At 72.1% G+C, this 17,013-nt stretch carries 14 protein-coding genes; 8 read left to right on the top strand and 6 right to left on the bottom strand.

Going from position 1 to position 17,013, the window contains the following annotated elements:
• Positions 1 to 117 precede the first annotated feature (117 nt).
• The 4 genes from ACFHPP_RS18325 (at position 118) to ACFHPP_RS18340 (ending at position 2,906) form a co-directional block, all read left to right on the top strand.
• Entirely contained in the window at positions 118 to 543 is a 426-nt protein-coding gene (locus ACFHPP_RS18325) for a hypothetical protein (protein WP_437164675.1), read from the top strand.
• Between the two features lie 254 nt (positions 544 to 797).
• Positions 798 to 1,142 carry an AbrB/MazE/SpoVT family DNA-binding domain-containing protein gene (locus ACFHPP_RS18330; RefSeq protein ID WP_437164676.1) on the top strand — a complete coding sequence of 115 codons (345 nt, stop codon included), beginning with the start codon at positions 798 to 800 and terminating at the stop codon, positions 1,140 to 1,142.
• A gap of 74 nt (positions 1,143 to 1,216) precedes the next feature.
• The gene (locus ACFHPP_RS18335) at positions 1,217 to 2,479 is read left to right on the top strand and encodes an AmpG family muropeptide MFS transporter (RefSeq protein ID WP_437164677.1); all 1,263 of its coding nucleotides are present in this window, start codon (positions 1,217 to 1,219) and stop codon (positions 2,477 to 2,479) included.
• An 82-nt stretch (positions 2,480 to 2,561) separates the two neighbouring features.
• Positions 2,562 to 2,906: a DMT family protein gene (locus tag ACFHPP_RS18340; RefSeq protein WP_437164678.1), complete on the top strand. Its 345-nt coding sequence runs from the start codon at positions 2,562 to 2,564 to the stop codon at positions 2,904 to 2,906.
• Here the strand turns inward: ACFHPP_RS18340 and ACFHPP_RS18345 are convergent.
• On the bottom strand, positions 2,903 to 3,529 hold the full coding sequence (locus ACFHPP_RS18345; protein ID WP_437164679.1) for a Maf family protein: 627 nt from the start codon (positions 3,527 to 3,529) through the stop codon (positions 2,903 to 2,905). The two genes, ACFHPP_RS18340 and ACFHPP_RS18345, sit on opposite strands and share 4 nt — an antisense overlap.
• On the bottom strand, positions 3,529 to 4,434 hold the full coding sequence (locus tag ACFHPP_RS18350; RefSeq protein ID WP_437164680.1) for a pyruvate, water dikinase regulatory protein: 906 nt from the start codon (positions 4,432 to 4,434) through the stop codon (positions 3,529 to 3,531). The genes ACFHPP_RS18345 and ACFHPP_RS18350 overlap by 1 nt, the downstream gene beginning before the upstream one ends.
• Before the next feature lie 460 nt (positions 4,435 to 4,894).
• Between ACFHPP_RS18350 and hemE the strand changes: the two genes are divergently transcribed.
• Positions 4,895 to 5,947 carry a uroporphyrinogen decarboxylase gene (gene hemE / locus ACFHPP_RS18355; protein WP_437164681.1) on the top strand — a complete coding sequence of 351 codons (1,053 nt, stop codon included), beginning with the start codon at positions 4,895 to 4,897 and terminating at the stop codon, positions 5,945 to 5,947.
• Positions 5,948 to 6,059: 112 nt separating this feature from the next.
• On the opposite strand, the gene mltA is transcribed toward hemE, so the two are convergent.
• Together mltA and ACFHPP_RS18365 are read right to left on the bottom strand one after the other, a co-directional pair.
• A complete protein-coding gene (mltA, locus tag ACFHPP_RS18360) occupies positions 6,060 to 7,106 on the bottom strand; it encodes a murein transglycosylase A (protein ID WP_437164682.1) in 1,047 nt (348 codons plus the stop codon).
• Between the two features lie 82 nt (positions 7,107 to 7,188).
• Entirely contained in the window at positions 7,189 to 7,875 is a 687-nt protein-coding gene (locus tag ACFHPP_RS18365; RefSeq protein WP_437164683.1) for a Tim44/TimA family putative adaptor protein, read from the bottom strand.
• Between the two features lie 168 nt (positions 7,876 to 8,043).
• Here ACFHPP_RS18365 and ACFHPP_RS18370 point away from each other — a divergent pair, with 168 nt between their 5' ends.
• Entirely contained in the window at positions 8,044 to 8,601 is a 558-nt protein-coding gene (locus ACFHPP_RS18370; protein WP_437164684.1) for a histidine phosphatase family protein, read from the top strand.
• Between the two features lie 6 nt (positions 8,602 to 8,607).
• Here the strand turns inward: ACFHPP_RS18370 and ACFHPP_RS18375 are convergent, their stop codons facing one another.
• Positions 8,608 to 11,394 carry a [protein-PII] uridylyltransferase gene (locus tag ACFHPP_RS18375; RefSeq protein WP_437164685.1) on the bottom strand — a complete coding sequence of 929 codons (2,787 nt, stop codon included), beginning with the start codon at positions 11,392 to 11,394 and terminating at the stop codon, positions 8,608 to 8,610.
• A gap of 5 nt (positions 11,395 to 11,399) precedes the next feature.
• Complete coding sequence (gene mutS / locus ACFHPP_RS18380; RefSeq protein ID WP_437164686.1) at positions 11,400 to 14,111, bottom strand: DNA mismatch repair protein MutS; 2,712 nt, start codon at positions 14,109 to 14,111, stop codon at positions 11,400 to 11,402.
• Positions 14,112 to 14,216: 105 nt separating this feature from the next.
• On the opposite strand from mutS, the gene ACFHPP_RS18385 reads away from it, so the two are divergent.
• Both ACFHPP_RS18385 and ACFHPP_RS18390 read left to right on the top strand, forming a co-directional pair.
• Positions 14,217 to 16,526 carry an NADP-dependent malic enzyme gene (locus ACFHPP_RS18385; protein ID WP_437164687.1) on the top strand — a complete coding sequence of 770 codons (2,310 nt, stop codon included), beginning with the start codon at positions 14,217 to 14,219 and terminating at the stop codon, positions 16,524 to 16,526.
• A 1-nt stretch (position 16,527) separates the two neighbouring features.
• Positions 16,528 to 17,001, top strand: a complete 474-nt coding sequence (locus ACFHPP_RS18390; protein ID WP_437164688.1) for a DUF488 domain-containing protein — start codon at positions 16,528 to 16,530, stop codon at positions 16,999 to 17,001.
• Positions 17,002 to 17,013: the final 12 nt, after the last annotated feature.

Raw genomic sequence — 17,013 nt, forward strand, 5'->3', positions numbered from 1 at the left:
GCGCTGCCCCTTTCGCATGGATGGCCCAAGGGCGGACCTATGGCCGCCATCGGCACGGCCCGCCTGCCTAGCCCACGGCCCGCAACCTATCCTGTTGCAACGGCACAGGAGGTTGCGATGGCCCGGCACAACGGCAAACCCTTTTCGCGAAGCCGGCTGGTGTCTGGCCGGGCCTGGCCGGACCTGTCCTCATCCTGGGGCCGGCCCGCGCCGGCGCCGGTCATGGCCCGCCCGATGGGCACGCCGGCCGCCGCCGCCGCGCTGGACCGCATCAGGGCGCCGGCCTGCTGGTCTCCCGCCGATGGCGATGCGGACCTGCCGGGGCGGCCGGGCCGGGATACGCTGCGCCTGCCTGCGATCGGCCTCGCACAGCTCCTCGCTGTGCTGGACCTGGACGATCCGCGCCTGTCGCTGCACCTGGATGCGGACGGCGCCATCCGCTTCATCGGGCCGGAGGGTGAGCCGGTACGCTTCAGCGGCGCGCTGACCCTCGATGGCGCCACGCTGCGCTTCACCGGCATGGCCTGCCTGCTGCTGGGCTGAGTTGGAACCTGCGGCGCGCCGCCGGAGGAGGTCCGGAAGACGGTGCGCGGCGCGCCGCAGGGAACGACCTCGGGCGGGGGGACGCCTCAGGGCCTCATGGGCAAGGCTACACCCACGCCATGCCGGGACCAAAAGGGTTTCGGGCGCGCGGGCATGTGATCTTCACGCGCCACCCATGCCGGCCACGCGGCCCCTTTTGCATTCCATCTGGTTTGCGCTCCACACTCCGAATCCGCAACGTTTGGATGCCGTGCATGCGCGCCCACAGATTGCTGCTCGATGCCCGCGGGCGGGTGCTGCTGACGCCCACCCTGCGGGCGGCCACGGGCCTGGTTCCGGCCATGCCGCTATCGGTTTCGGTGGAGGATGGCGAAGTCTGCGTCCGCCGCGCCGTGGCGGCCGCGCCGCGCAGCCCGACGCTGGACCGCAAGGGGCGCCTGACCCTGCCCGGCCCTTTGCGCCGCACACTCGGCCTGGTGCCGGGCGCGACGCTGCTGCTGCGGGTGGCAGCCCCGGGGCTGCGGCTGGTGACGCCGGCCCGCCTGCTCGGCCGGCAACGCGCGGCGCGGCTGGCCCTGACGGAGGCACTGGATGACTGAAGCCCTGACGACACGCGGCTTCCGTTGCCGGGGGCACGCGGGTAAGCACGGGTGGAGCAACTAAGGACACCCGCTTGGCAGCGCTGTTCCGGGACCGGCGATTCGTGGTGCTGTTGGCGCTGGGCTTTTCCGCCGGCGTGCCGCTGCCGCTGACGGCCTTCACGCTGCGCCAGTGGTTCTCCGAATCCGGCGTCTCCCTGACCGCCATCGGGCTGACGGCGCTGATCGGGCTGGCCTACGCCTTCAAGTTCCTCTGGGCGCCGGTGCTGGACCAGGCGGCGCCGCCACTGTTCGGCTGGCTCGGCCGGCGGCGCGGCTGGCTCGCCACCATCCAGCCGGTACTGGCGGCCGCCATCCTGGCGCTCGGCTTCACGGATCCGGCGACGGCGGCGGAGGTCACGGTGATGGTCGCCGTGCTGGTCGCCTTCCTGTCCGCCAGCCAGGACGTGGTGGTGGATGCCTACCGGATCGAGGTGCTGGAGGAGCAGAACCAGGGCTACGGCCTCGCCTGCTACATCTGGGGCTACCGGGCGGCGCTGCTGGCGGCCAATGCCGGGGCGCTGGCCATCGCCGAATTCGCCGGCTGGACCGCCGCCTTCGCCTATTGCGCGGCGCTCGTCGGCATCGGCTTCGCCGCCGTGCTGCTGGGGCCGGAGCCAGAGGCGCCGCCCGTGGTCGTGCTGCCCTGGGGGGCGCGGCTGAAGCTGGCGGTGGTGGACCCCTTCGTCGATTTCACGCGGCGCCGCTACTGGGTGGCGATCCTCGCCTTCGTCGCTCTGTTCAAGCTGGGGGAGGCGCTGGCCGGCATCATGACGGCGCCGTTCTACCGCGAACTCGGCTTCTCCCGGCTCGAGGTCGCGGCGGTGGGCAGCGTGTTCGGGCTGTTCATGACGCTCGCCGGGGCGCTGGCCGGCGGCTGGGTGGTGGCGAAGCTCGGCACCGCACGGGCGCTGGTGGTGACCGGCGTGCTGCAGATGCTGTCCAACCTGATGTACGTGGCCCTCGCCCATGCCGGCTATTCCCTGCCGATGCTGTGGCTGCAGGTGGGGGTGGAGAATTTCACCGATGGCCTGGCCGATGCCGCCTTCGTCACCTACCTGTCCGCGTTGACCAGCCGAACCTTCACCGCCACGCAATACGCACTGCTGTCGTCGCTGGCCGCCGTGCCGCTGCGCACGCTCGGCGCCGGGTCGGGCTGGCTGGCGGAGGGGCTGGGCTGGCCGTGGTTCTTCGGGCTGACGACGCTGGCGGCGCTGCCGGCCATGGTCATCATGCTGTTCCTGCTGAAGCGCCTGCCGCCCCCGCCGGCCACCGCCGTGAAGGAAGTGCCAGCGTGATGTCCGCTTCACCAGGCTTCGACCTGCGGCCCGAAGGGCCGGGCGCCCGGACGGGCGCCGCGGCTTATGCCGCGAACGTCCCATGAGTCCCTATTTCCTGACGCCGCTGCTGCTGGTGTTCTCCAACGTGCTGATGACCTTCGCCTGGTACGGCCACCTGAAGCAGCCCTCCTGGCCGCTGTGGCTCGCCATCCTGCTGAGCTGGGGCATCGCCTTCTTCGAATACTGCTTCGCCGTGCCGGCCAACCGCATCGGCTACGGCACCTTCACCGGACAGCAGCTGAAGGTGATGCAGGAGGTGATCACGCTGGCGGTCTTCGCCGTGTTCAGCGTGATGTTCCTGGGCGAGCAGCTGCGCTGGACCTACTTCGCCGCCATGGGCTGCCTGGTGGCGGCGGTGGTCTTCATCTTCCTGCCGGTGGATTAACCTGCCAACACGCCGTGCTGGCGCAGGAAACGCAGCAGCGGCAGCAGCGGCAGGCCGAGGATGGCGCTGTGCTCACCCTCGATCTTCGCCATCAGCTGCACGCCGGGCCCCTCCAGCCGATAGGCGCCGACCGAGCCCAGCAGCGCCTCGCCCTCCGCCGCCAGGTAGGCCTCCAGGAATTCGTGGGAGAAATCGCGCATCGTCAGGCGCGGCGTGGTGACGTCCTGCCAGATGCGCTCGCCGCCGCGCCAGGCGACCGTCGCCGTCACCAGCTCATGCCGCCGGCCCCGCAACGCCAAAAGCTGGGCGCGGGCGGCGGCCATATCCGGCGGCTTGTCGAACCAGCGCGGCGTGCCGGAATCGTCCGGCGCCACCAGAAGCTGGTCACAGCCGATCACCAGCGCCTCCGGCGCGCGGCGGGCGATGCGCATGGCCTTGGCCTCGGCCAGCATCAGCGCGGCCTCGGCGGGCGGGATGCCCTCGGCCTGGGCGCCTTCCTTGATCGCCGCCTCGTCCACCGCCGCGGCCCGCGCCTCGAAGCGCAGCCCCGCCGCCTCCAGCACGGCGCGCCGGGCCGCGGAGGCGGAGGCGAGGATCAGCGCCGGCGCTGGCGATTGCCGCATCAGGCGGGCCCGGCCCCGCCGGCCAGCACGGCGGAGGCCGGGTCCTGCACCGCCGGCGGCTCCGCCGCCCGCGCGCCGCGCCGGGCGTGCCAGGCTTCCATCAGTTGCAGCACGGTGGCCGCCGTCTCCTCGATCGAGCGCCGCGTCACGTCGATCACCGGCCAGCCATAGCGGGTGCACAGCCGCCGCGCCGCCTGGATCTCCGCCTTCACCGCCTCATGGTCGACGTAGTCGGTGACGTCGCTGTGGACGCCATGCGCGCCGATCAGCTTCAGCCGGTGCCGGCGGATCTCGATCAGCGCCGAAACCTCGATATGCAGGCCGATCACCGGGCAGGGCGCCGCCTCCAGCTCGATCGGCAACGCCGCCCCCGGCACCAGCGGCACGTTGGCCGCCTTGATGCCGCGATTGGCCAGGTAGAAGCAGGTCGGCGTCTTCGAGGAGCGGGAGACGCCGACGATGCAGACATCGGCCTCCGCGATGCCGGCCGTGCCCTGGCCGTCATCATGCGCCAGCACATAGTGCATCGCATCGATCCGGCGAAAGTAATCCGCATCCATCACGTGCTGCGCGCCGCGCTTTTCCCGCGCCTGCGCGCCGATCGCCTGCTGCAGCATCTCCATCACCGGCTCGAGCGGCGACATGTGCTCGATGTTCAGCTTGGCGCAATGCTCCTCGAGCGCCAGGCGCAGGCTGCGGTCCACCAGGGTGAACAGCACCGGGCCGGGCTCATGCTCGATCCCCTCCAGCACCCGGTCAAGCTGGAGGCGGGAGCGGATCAGCGACCAGCGGTGGTGGATGACATGCGGGTCCTCGAAGCGGGACAGCGTGGCGCGCGCGATAGAGTTCAGCGTCTCCCCGGTGCTGTCGGACACCAGGTGCAGGTTGATGGTGCGGTTCGGCATGTCGGTGCGCCTGCCTCCGGGGGTGCCGCTTCCTGCGGCTGGGTCCAGGCTTACCGCAAGGGAGGGCGCGCCGACAGGGTTTCGGAATCAGGGGAGTCCTGGGGATGGAATCGCCCGAGCCGGTGGCGCGGCGCAGACAGCGGGGACAACCCCCGGCCGCGCGGCACACGGGGTGGAATCCGGGGGCTCCCGCCGCGCCGTGGGGATAATCCGGATTCGCGTTTCGCATCAGCGGCCTGCGGCGCGAGTCCGGCCGGGACAGGTCTGTGGATGGAATCCGCGCCGGCTTGATCCACACTGCCCACAGGGCCCTACAACCTCCTCCTCCATTCAGATTCTTTCTTTATTATGGGTGATTGGCGTTTCGACGGTGGTGCCGTAGGCAAGGGCGCCAGGGGCGAAGCCCTGAATGGGATCGGGGGAGGTGGGTTTGACGGCAGAGCCAGCAGGCGCGGCAACCTTGACGGCCAAGGCTGAACAGAAACCCCTGCTCCGGGCCCTGGGCGGGGAGGCGGTGTGGCCGCCGCCGATGTGGCTGATGCGCCAGGCCGGCCGCTATCTGCCGGAATACCGCGAGATCCGCGCCACCGCCGGCGGCTTCATCAAGCTGTGCACGACGCCGGAGCTGGCCGCGGAGGTGACGCTGCAGCCGATCCGCCGCTACGGCATGGACGGTGCCATCCTGTTCTCCGACATCCTGATGGTGCCCTGGGCGCTCGGACAGCCGCTGCGCTTCGCCGAGGGCGAGGGCCCGATGCTGGAGCCGCTGCGCGACGCGGCAGCGGTGAATGCCCTGGAGCTGGGCGCGGTGCGGGCGCGTGTGGCCCCGATCCTGGAGACGGTGCGGCTGGTGCGCGCCGCGGTGGACGCGCAGCATCCGAAGACCGCGCTGATCGGCTTCGCCGGCAGCCCCTTCACCGTCGCCTGCTACATGGTGGAAGGCCATGGCAGCCGGGACTTCGCGACGACGCGCAGCATGGCCTTCGGCGACCCGGCCCTGTTCGGCAAGCTGATCCGCACGCTGGTAGAGGCCACCACCGAATACCTGCTGGCCCAGGCGGAGGCCGGGGCCGAGGCGCTGATGCTGTTCGACAGCTGGGCCGGCCTGCTGCCGCCGAGCCAGTTCCGCCGCTGGGTGATCGAGCCGACCACGATCATCGTGCGCAGCCTGAAGCGGCAATACCCGCACATCCCCGTCATCGGCTTCCCGCGCCTGGCCGGGCCGCTGATCGGCGAATACACCCAGCGCACAGGCGTCGACACCGTGGCGATGGACACGTCGATGGACCCGAAATTCGCCGCCGGCGCGGTGCCGCCGACGGTCGGCCTGCAGGGCAATCTGGACCCGCTGGTGCTGATCGCCGGGGGCGCGGCGCTGGAGCTGGAGGCGCGGCAGATCCTGGCGGCGATGCGCGGCCGGCCCTTCGTCTTCAACCTGGGCCATGGCATCGAGAAGGTGACACCGCCGGACCACGTGGCGCAGCTGGTGCGGATCGTCCGCGCCGGGGGTTAGTCCGGGCGGCTAGAGCATTTTCAAGTCAGGCGGATACGCCTGACGGCTCGGAAAATGCGCCAAATCAACAGCTAGGGCCGTTTCATCTGGGCATGGCGCAGGTGAAACGGCCCTAGTTCGGCACCAGCACGAACAGCGCCGCGCGGTCCCGCATCCGCCCGGCCTGGTCCGCTGCGGCGTCACCCCAGCCGGTGAACAGGTCCGCCCGCGCGGCGCCGCGGATGGCGCCGCCGGTATCCTGCGCCACGGCCAGGCGCGGCATGGCGCCCGCGACCCAGACAGGGGCCCCCAGCGGCGTCTGCGTGCGGTCCACGGCGACGGAGCGCTGCGGCGTCAGCGGTGCGCCCAGGGCGCCGAGCGGACCTGCCTCCGGTGGCAGTCCCGGCAGCGGGCGGAAGAAGACGTAGCTCGGGTTGCGGTTCATCAGCGCCGCGGCCTCGGCGGGCGGTGCGGCGGCGAGCCAGGCGCGGATGGACTGCATGGAAACGTTTTCGCGCGTCAGCGCGCCGCTCTCCAGCAGGGCGCGGCCGACAGCGAAGTAGGGGTGCCCGTTCTGCGCGGCGTAGCCGAGCCGCAGCACGCGGCCATCGGCCATGCGGACCCGGCCGGAGCCCTGGATCTGCAGGAAGAACGCATCGGCCGGGTCATCCACCCAGGCCAGCTCCAGGCCCTGCCCATCGAGCGCGCCGCCGACGATGGCGGCACGGTCCGCGAAGGGGTGCAGGCGCCCATCCCGCACCACGCCGGAGGTGCGGCGGCCGCGCAGGTCGGCGGCGAACTGGCCGAGATCGACCTCCACCAGCTCCGGTGGCCGGGCATGCAGGGGGGTGGCGAAGCTGTCAGTGCGGGTCGGGCTGCCGCGCAGCTCCGGCTCGTAGTAGCCGGTCAGCACATCCTCGCCGACCTGCCAGGCGGTGAAGCGGCGCTCGAGGAAGGCGCGGGCGGCGGCCTCATCGCCCGGTGGCAGGGCGGCGGCCTCGGCGCAGGGGCCGGCGAAGTCACCCGCGCTGCGGGCAAGTGGCCCGGCGCCGCCCAGGCTACGCTCCCCGGGCATCCGGGCCAGGACCGCGCAACTGCTCAGGAAGGCGGGAATGGCCTCCGCCACGCGATCGGCCCGCCAGCCCGGCATTTCGGCGAAGGGGACCGGGCGTGGCAGCACCACCTGCTCCGCGCAGCCCGCCAGCGCCATGGCGCCGGCGAGGAGCAGCGCCCGGGTTGCGCCCCCAGTCAGGAGCTGAGGTTCAGGCGCTGCGGGTCGCGACCAGGCGCCAGGTCGGGTCGCCGCTGCGCAGGTCGCGCTGGAAGGTCCAGATGTCCGTCAGTTCCGTCACCGCCTCGGCCCCGGCCGAGACGCTGCCATCGGCGGCGGTGGTCAGGTTGATCTGGTCGCTGACGAAGCGGACGATGACGTCGGCCACGGTGCCGCGCAGGTCGGCGGACTCGATCCCGGCCTCCTGCATGGCACGCACCTCGCTGCGCTGCGTCTCGCCGGCCTGCTCGCGGACGGTGATGGCGCCCTCGAAGCCGCCATAGGTCTCATCCGCCAGCAGCGCGCGCAGCGTCTCGCGGTCGCCGCGGGCGAAGGCGTCCACCACCATGCGGAAGGCGCCCTCGGCGCCATCGAGGAAGCCATGCGGCTCGAAGCTCGGGTCGACGCCCTTGATGCGGACCAGCGCCTGGCCGGTCGGCGTGCGCGGGTCCGGCACCACGTGGCGGGTGGTGCTGGCGGTGGCGGCGGCCGGCGGCAATTCGGGGATGTCGCCTTCCGCGGCCGGGCGCCGGGCGCGCGGGTCGACCGGCGGCGCCGTGGCGTCCCGCGGCGGGCGCTCGAAGCCGGTACGGCGGCCGAGCACGCTCCGCAGGCGCAGCACCAGGAAGGCCGCCACCATCGCGAACAGGATCAGATCGACAGGAAAGCCGCCCGACATTGCCAACTCCTCATCAGTCACTCACTTAAGGCGGCGCCCGTCCCCCCGCAACGCCTGCATCCCGGTGCATCGCCGATTGCAGCCCGAAGCTTCAGATCCAGATGCAACGCGGGGACGCGACGGGAGATTGCCGTCCCGCCCGCAAATCCTCCAGGAGCCCGCCCGACCATGATCCTGCTGCGCCACGGCCAGAGCGAGTTCAACCTGCATTTCAGCGCGACGCGCCGAGACCCCGGCATCGCCGACCCGCGCCTGACCCCGCTCGGCCACCAGCAGGCGGAGGAAGCGGCGGCGGCGCTGGCGGCGGCAGGCATCACGCGCATCATCGCCTCCCCCTACACCCGCGCCCTGCAGACCGCCGCCCCGGTCGCGCAGCGGCTGGGGGTGCCGGTGCTGGTGAACCCCCTGGTGCGGGAACGCTACGCCTTCAGCTGCGACATCGGCAGCCCCTGCACGGCACTCGGCGCCGAATGGCCGCATCTCGATTTCCAGCACATGGAGGAGGTGTGGTGGCCGGCGGTGGAGGAACCGGCGGACCAGGTGCTGGCCCGCGCCGCGCTGTTCCGCGGCGAGATGTCGGCGCTGGAGGATTGGTCCACCACGCTGGTGGTGGCGCATTGGGGCTTCATCCTGGCGATGACCGGCCAGAGCATGCCGAACGGCAGCTGGCTGCGCTGCGACCCGACCGAACCGGCCCTCACCGAGGTCAGCTGGAAGCACCACTGATGCGGATCAGACGGTCCTGATGCCTGTGTCGGGCGGCATCTCGGGCGCGCCGAGCGCCACCAGCAGGGCGCTGCGCAGGGCGGAGAGCTTGCGCTCGTTCTCCACCTTCAGCCCGAACACGTCCTTCACGTAGAAGACGTCCACCGCCCGCACGCCGTAGGTGGTGATGTGGGCGCTGGCGATCTGCAGGCCCTGGCCGCTGATCGCGGTGGTCACGGCGTGCAGCAGGCCGGGCCGGTCGCGGCCGTTCACCTCAATCACCGTGTGGGTGTTGGAGGCGTGGTTGTCCAGCACGACGCGCGGCGGGATGGTGACGGCGCGCAGGCGGGCGGGCTCCCGCCGCAGCTTGGCGATCTCGGCTTCCAGCCGCAGCCGGCCGGACAGCGATTGTTCCACCAGCACGGCCAGCCGCGCCAGGCGGTGCGGCGCATCGAAGGCGCCGCCGGCGGCGTCCTGCACCCAGAAGGTGTCCAGCGCCATGCCGTTGGTCATGGTGTGGATGCGCGCATCGACGATGGAGGCGCCGGCCACCGCCAGCGCGCCGGCGATGCGGCTGAACAGGCCGGGGTGGTCGGAACAGTAGACCGTGACCTCGGTGACGGAGCGCGCCTCGATGACGCGGCTGCGGACGGTCAGCGGGGCGTCGTTGGCCTCGGCCTCCCGGATCATCTCGGCGTGGCGGGCGTGGGTCTCGGGGTCGAAGGACAGCCAGTAGCCGGGGTATCCCAGGCCGAGGAACAGGTCCGTCTCGGCCTTGGTCTGGTGCGTCAGCAGCGCCGCGGCGGCGGCCCGCGCGCGGGCCACGCGGGTGTCGCGTTCCGGCACCGAAAGCCCGCCGGCCAGCACTTCCGCCACGCGCCAGTACAATTCGCGCAGCAACGTCGCCTTCCAGCCGTTCCACACCTTCGGCCCGACCGCGCGCATGTCGGACACGGTGAGGACGAGAAGCAGCTTCAGGCGTTCCGGCGACTGGACGGTCTCGGCGATGTCCAGGATGGTCTTGGGGTCGTCGATGTCACGCTTGAAGGCGGTCTGGCTGATCAGCAGGTGGTTCAGCACCAGCCAGGAGGCGGTCTCCGTCTCCTCAGGTGAAAGGCCGAGGCGCGGGCAGATTTCCTGCGCCACCTGCGCGCCGAGTTCCGAATGGTCGCCGCCGCGGCCCTTGGCGATGTCGTGCAGCAGCACGGCCACATACAGCGCGCGGCGCGACTGGATCTGGCCGATCAGCTCGGAGGCTACCGGCGCAATCTCCCCCAGCTCGCCGCGTTCCAGCGCGGCGAGGACGCCCACCGCCTCGATCGTATGCTCCTCGACCGTGAAGACATGGTAGGTGTCGAACTGCATCAGGCCGACGATGCGGGCCCAGTCCGGCATGAAGCGGGACAGGAAGCCCACCTCGTTCAGCACGCGCATCTGGCGCGCGGGGTCGCGGCCAGTCAGCAAGTCCAGGAACAGCGCATTGGCCGGCGGGTCGTCGCGCAGCTGCACCGCGTAGCGCGCGTTGCGGATCAGCGCGCGATGCGCCAGCGGGTGGATTTCCAGGTTGCGGTCGCGGGCGGCGCGCACCAGGCGCAGCATGATGGCGGGGTCGGCGGCGACGTTGCGGTCCGGCGCGAACAGCACCTTGCCATCGGCCAGCGCCATGCCGGCCTGGGACAGCGCGGCATCGCCCGCCGGCACCACGGCGGGCGGGCCGAGGGCCGCGCGTTCCAGCGCCGGCTCGAGCAGCCGCGTCAGCCGCACCACGTCGCGCGCCGTCAGGAACAGGTGCTTCATGAAGCGCTCGACGCCGTCCTGCACGCCGTGCCGCGTGTAGCCCATGCGGGCGCCGACGACGGGTTGCAGGTCGAAGGTCAGGCGTTCCTCGGCGCGGCCGGTCACGTAGTGCAGGTGGAAGCGCACGGTCCACAGGAAGTTCCAGGCGCGGCGGATGGCGCGCGCCTCCTGCGGCGTCAGCAGGCCGCCGCCGGGCGTGTCGGGGCCGACGAGTTCCGGCATGCGCTGCACGCCGAAGGCGTGGCGCGCCAGCCAGTACAGCGTCTGCAGGTCGCGCAGCCCGCCGCGGCCTTCCTTGACGTGGGGCTCCACCAGGAAGGGGCTTTCGCCGTAGCGGGCATGGCGCGTGCTGCGCTCGGCGCGCTTGGCGGCGAGGAAGGAGGCCAGGCCGCTGGCCTTGCGGGCGGCGAGGAAGGCCTGCTCGAAGCGCTCATACACGGGGCGTTCGCCGGCCAGGAACCGGGCGTCGATCAGCGCCGTCTGGATGGTGACGTCGGCGCGCGCATCCTCGATGCATTCGGACAGCGTCCGGGTCGCGTGGCCGACCTTCAGGCCGAGGTCCCACAGCAGGTACAGCAGGAATTCCACCGAACGCCGTCCCTGCGGGCCGAGCGGCTGGTCCGACAGGAACAGCAGGTCGATATCCGAATAGGGCGCCAGCACGCCGCGGCCGTAGCCGCCGGTCGCGATCAGCGCGAAGGGCGCTTCCGGCGCGGCGGCCGGATCCTGCGTCGTGGCCAGGGTGTAGGTGTGGATGGCGGCGACGATGCCGTCCGTGAGGGCCGCCAGCCAGCGCGCGGCGCCGAGACCCGAAAGGTCATGCGCCTCGAAGGCCCGCTGCACCCGGCCCTGCACGCGGCCGAGCTGGCGGCGCAGCAGGCCGAGGGCCACGTCGCGGGGCACCGGGCGGCCGGCTTCGACCAATCCCGCGATCAGGTCCGGCAGGACCTCGGGCGGTTCGGTGGGAAGGGCGAGAGCGGCCGCCGGGGTTGGCGGTTGGCCGAGGCTGGCGGTCATTGATGTCACACTAACGTGTCACTTCCCGCTGCAACAGGGTTCTCGTGCTGCGCTGCGGTAACTTCCGCGGCGAGCGCCTTGAGACGATACAGCGCATCCTGCGCTTCTCGCGGAGTAAGCGTGTCCGGGTCGAGTTCCGCAAGCTCCGCGTGCAGCGGGCTCGGCGGCGTGGCCTGGGCGGCGCGCGCGAACAGCGGCAATTCCTCCGCCAGGGTGTCCGGCCCGCCGGACCGGGCACGCGCCTCGAGCGCCGCCAGCACCTCCGCCGCGCGTTTCAGCACCGGGCGCGGCACGCCGGCCAGCCGCGCCACATGCACGCCCCAGCTGCGTTCGGAGGCGCCGGGGCCGACCAGGTGCTGGAACACCACCTCCCCGCGCCATTCCCGCACCTGCATCCGGGCAAGTTGCACCTCCGGCAGGCGGCCGGCCAGCGCCGTGAGTTCGTGAAAGTGGCTGGCGAAGATGGCGCGGCAGCGGATGCGGTCGTGCAGCGCCTCCAGCACCGCCCAGGCGATGGCCAGGCCGTCCCAGGTGGCGGTGCCGCGGCCGACCTCGTCCAGCACGACCAGGCTGCGGGCGGTCGCCTGGTTCAGTATGGCGGCGGTCTCCGCCATCTCGACCATGAAGGTGGACCGCCCGCCGGCGATATCGTCGCCGCCACCCACGCGCGAGAACAGCCGGTCCACCAGCCCCATCCGGGCCGCGGTCGCCGGCACGAACAGCCCGGCCTGGGCGAGCACCACCATCAGCGCGTTCTGCCGCAGCCAGGTGGATTTGCCGGCCATGTTCGGGCCGGTCAGCAGGCACAGGCGCCGGCCGGGCGACAGGTCGCAGTCGTTCGGCACGAAGGCCCCATGGGTCGACGATCCGCGCGCGCGCTTCTGCACGGCCTCGACCACCGGGTGGCGGCCGGCGGTGATGCAGAACTCCGCGCGCTCCGTCAGCTCCGGCCGGCACCAGCCGCCCTCGGCGGCCAGCGTCGCGGCGGCCGCGTGCAGGTCGAGCTCGGCCAGCGCCCGCGCGGCGGCGGAGATCGCCGCGCCGGAGTCCAGCGCCAGGCGCTTCAGATGCGCGATGCAGGCGCGTTCGCGGGTGGCCGCACGGTCGCCGGCCTCCGCCACCTTGCGGTCGAGCTCGGCCAGCGCCGGGCAGGTGAAGCGCATGGCGCTCGCCATCGTCGCCCGGTGGATCTTCGCATAGCGCGGGTCGGGATGGGCCGCGTCGCGCAAAAGCTTCTCGCCGGCCGCGGACGGGACCTCCGCCAGGAAGCCGTATTGCTGGTGGTGGCGGATCTTGAGGCTGGCGACGCCCCATTCCTGGGCCAGGTCCGTCTGCAAGGCCGCCACCGCCTCCCGCGCCCCGTCGCGCAGGCGGCGCAGCGCGTCGAGCTCGCCGTCGTAGCCGGCGGCGATCATGCCGCCATCCTCCAGCCGCGCCGGCAGCTTTTCCAGGTTCAGCGCGCGGGCGAATTCGGCGGCCAGCGCCGGGTCCAGCCGCAGGACGGCCTGGGCGGCCAGGATCGGCGCGGGCGGCGGCAGCGGCGCCTCGGTGATGGCGGCGGCAGCGGCCTCGACCCGGGCGAGGCCGGTGGAGATCGCCGCGAAATCCCGCGGAAAACAGCGATCCAGCGCCAGCCGGCCAAGCGCGCGGGCCATGTCCGGCGCGCCCTTCAGCGTGGTGCGGAGCGCCGTGCGCGTCGCCTCCGCGCCAAGCAGGAAGGCCACCGCATCGTGCCGGGCGGAGACCGCCTCCGCCTCCGCCAGCGGCGCGGCAAGCCGGGCGGCGAGTTCGCGGGCGCCGGCGGCGGTCAGGGTGCGGTCCACGGCGGCGAACAGCGTCGCCTCCGTCCCGCCGCGCTGGTCCCGCAGGATCTCCAGGCTGCGGCGGGTGGCGGCGTCCAGCGCCATGGTGCCGGCCGCACCGGCTTGTGGCCGCGGCGGATCCAGCCGCGGCAGCGCGCCCGCCTGGGTTTCCCGCACGTAGGACAGGGCGAGGCCGGCGGCTGCCAGCTCCGCCCCGGAGAACCGCCCGAAGCCGTCCAGCGTCGCGACGCCGAAGGCCTCCCGCAGCAGCCGGGCGGCATCACGCGCCGGGGCGCGTTCGGCGATGCGGCCGGGCAGGCGCTGGGCGAGTTCGGACAGCGCGGCGAACTCCGGCGGTGCCACCGCCTCCACCGGCTCGATCCGCGCCAGCAGCCCGCCGAGATCCTCCCGCGGCAGGGCCATGGTCTCGAACCCGCCGGTCGAGACGTCGATCCAGGCGGCGCCGAAGCCGCCTTCCGCCTCGGCCAGGGCCAGCAGCCAGGCGGGGCGGGCGGCATCCAGGAGTCCCTCCTCGGTCACCGTCGCGGGGGTGACAACTCGGACAACCTCGCGCCGGATGGTGGAGGATTTCCGCGCCTTCGCCGCCTCCGGCGTCTCCACCTGGTCGCAGACGGCAACCCGGAAGCCGTGCCGGATCAGCTTCGCCAGGTAGGCTTCCCAGGAATGGACGGGCACGCCGGCCATCGGCACCTTCTGGCCGCGATGCTCGCCGCGGAAGGCCACCGCGATATCCAGCACCGGGGCGGCGGCCTCCGCATCGCCGAAGAACAGTTCGAAGAAATCGCCCATGCGGAAGAAGACCAGCGCATCCGGATGCGCCGCCTTGGCCGCGAACCACTGCGCCAGCGCCGGGGTGGCGCCTTCCGCGGGTGGGAAATTTCGGAGGTCCGTCACCCGTCATCCCTAGCCCGCCGCATCGGCGATGCGGAAGCCCCCGCTTCCCAGGCATCCCACAGGCTGCGATGAAGGGAGGACGGGGAGTTGGGGAAGACCGTGACCATGGATGAAACGCTCAAGCAACCGGCCGAAGCCCTGGCCGATACGCGCACCGCCCGGATCACGGAGCAGGAAGCGCTGGCGATGCATGCCGAGGGCCGGCCGGGCAAGCTCGAGATCCGGCTGACCAAGCCGCTGACCACCGCCCGCGACCTGTCGCTGGCCTACAGCCCCGGCGTGGCGGCGCCCTGCCTGCACATCCACAAGAACCCGGCGCTGGCCTACGACTACACCAGCAAGGGCAACTTTGTTGCCGTCATCAGCAACGGTACGGCGGTGCTCGGGCTCGGCAACCTCGGCGCCCTGGCCTCGAAGCCGGTAATGGAGGGCAAGGTCGCGCTGTTCAAGCGCTTCGCCGATGTGGACGGCATCGATCTGTGCCTGGACACGGAGGATGTGGACGCCTTCGTCAATTGCGTCCGCTATCTCGGCCCGTCCTTCGGCGGCATCAACCTGGAAGACATCAAGGCGCCGGAATGCTTCGTCATCGAGCAGCGGCTGCGCGAGCTGATGGACATTCCCGTCTTCCACGATGACCAGCACGGCACTGCGATCGTCGCCGCCGCCGGCCTGATCAACGCCTGCCACCTGACCGGCCGCGACCTGAAAAGCGTGAAGCTGGTGATCAACGGCGCCGGCGCCGCGGCGGTGGCCTGCGCGGAACTGGTCAAGGCCATGGGCATCCACCCGCAGCACGTCATCCTGGCCGACACCAAGGGCGTGATCTACCGCGGCCGGACGGAGGGCATGAACCAGTGGAAGTCGGCGCACGCCGCCGATACCAGCTGCCGCACCCTGGCCCAGGCCATGGAAGGGGCGGACTGCTTCATGGGCCTGTCCGTGAAGGGCGCCGTGACGCCGGAGATGGTGCGGTCCATGGCCGCCCACCCGATCATCTTCGCCATGGCCAACCCGGACCCCGAGATCACCCCGGACGAAGCCCGCGCCGTGCGGCCGGACTGCATCATCGCCACCGGCCGCAGCGACTACCCGAACCAGGTCAACAACGTGCTCGGCTTCCCCTTCATCTTCCGCGGCGCGCTGGACGTTCGCGCCAGCACGATCAACGACCCGATGAAGGTCGCCGCCGCGCATGCCCTGGCGTTGCTGGCGCGCGAACACGTGCCGGAGGAAGTGGCCGGTGCGGGCGCCGGCAAGTCGCTGCGCTTCGGGCCGGACTACATCATCCCCAACGCCTTCGACCCGCGCCTGATCAGCCGCATCCCGCCCGCCGTCGCCAAGGCGGCGATGGACAGCGGCGTGGCGCGCAAGCCGATCCCGGACCTGCACCGCTACGCCCGCGACCTGGCCGGGCGGCTCGATTCCACCGCGCATGCGATGGAGGCGATCGCCGAGCGCGTGCAGGCCAACCCGCGCCGCGTGGTCTTCGCCGAGGGCGAGGAGGAACGCGTGATCCGCGCCGCCATCGCCTTCCGCAACGCCGGCTACGGCACGCCCGTGCTGGTCGGGCGGGAGGACCGGGTGAACGAGGTGGTGGCATCCCTCGGCATCGCGATGCCGGAAGGCGTCGAGATCCACAACGCCCGCCTGTCGGATCGCAACACCGCCTATGCCGACTGGCTGTACGCCAAGAAGCAGCGCCAGGGCTTCCTGCAGCGGGACTGCCAGCGCCTGGTGAACCTGGACCGCAACGTCTTCGCCGCCTGCATGGTCGCCGCCGGCGATGCCGATGCGATGGTGACGGGCGCGACCCGCAGCTATGCCGCGACACTGGAAGGCGTGCTGACCGCGATCGACCCCGCGCCGGGCACCGTGCTGTTCGGCCTGACCCTGATGCTGGCGCGGCGGTCCGGCACCGTGCTGGTGGCGGATACCGCCATCCATGAACGGCCGGATGCGGCGACCCTGGCCGAGATCGCCAGCCGCGCCGCGGCCGCCGCCCGCCGCCTGGGGCACGAGCCGCGCGTCGCCTTCCTGTCCTTCTCCACCTTCGGCGACCCCAAGGGCAGCATCCCCGGCAATGTCCGCGATGCCGTGAAGCTGCTCGACCAGCGCCAGGTGGATTTCGAATACGACGGCGAAATGGCGGCCGACGTGGCGTTGGATCCGGGGCTGCGCGCCGCGCTGTACCCGTTCTGCCGCCTCACCGGCCCGGCCAATGTCCTGGTGATGCCCGGCCTGCACGCAGCCCACATCCTGACCAAGGCGGCACCAAGGCTGACGTCCGCGCAGACCATCGGCCCGCTGCTGATGGGCCTGTCCGCGCCGGTGCAGATCGTCGGCATGGAAGCCGGCGTGAACCAGATCCTGGACATCGCCTGCCTCGCCGCCCACGCCGCGCTGCCGAAGTGACATGGCGGCGCCGGTCTGCACCATCGGCTACGAGGATGCGACGCCGGCGCGGCTGATCGCGACGCTGCGCGACCAGGGCATCGCGACCCTGGTCGATGTCCGCGCCCTGGCGAACAGCCGCAGGCCGGGCTTCGCCAAGCGGGCGCTGGGCGCGGCGCTGGCGGAGGCCGGCATCGGCTACCTGCACGTGCCGGCGCTCGGCACGCCGGCGGAAGGCCGGGCGGCCGTGCGCGAGGGCCGGCCGGAGGAGATGCGCCGCATCTTCGCGCACAGGCTGGCGGGGGTGGAGGCGCAGGCCGCGCTGGCGTCGCTATCCGACCTGGCGCGGCGGCAGGCGGTGTGCCTGCTGTGCCTGGAAGCCGACCCGCAACGCTGCCACCGGACCCTGGTGGCGGAGGCCGTGGGCTTGCCCGTTCATCACCTCAGCGCCGCGACGCCCGCCCCCCCAGGTAGCGCTGCTCCGGCCGGTAGCTGAGCCACCGGCGTA

Origin of the sequence: Falsiroseomonas sp. E2-1-a20 (genome assembly GCF_051433195.1) — a bacterium.
In the GTDB taxonomy this organism is placed as follows: domain Bacteria; phylum Pseudomonadota; class Alphaproteobacteria; order Acetobacterales; family Acetobacteraceae; genus Falsiroseomonas.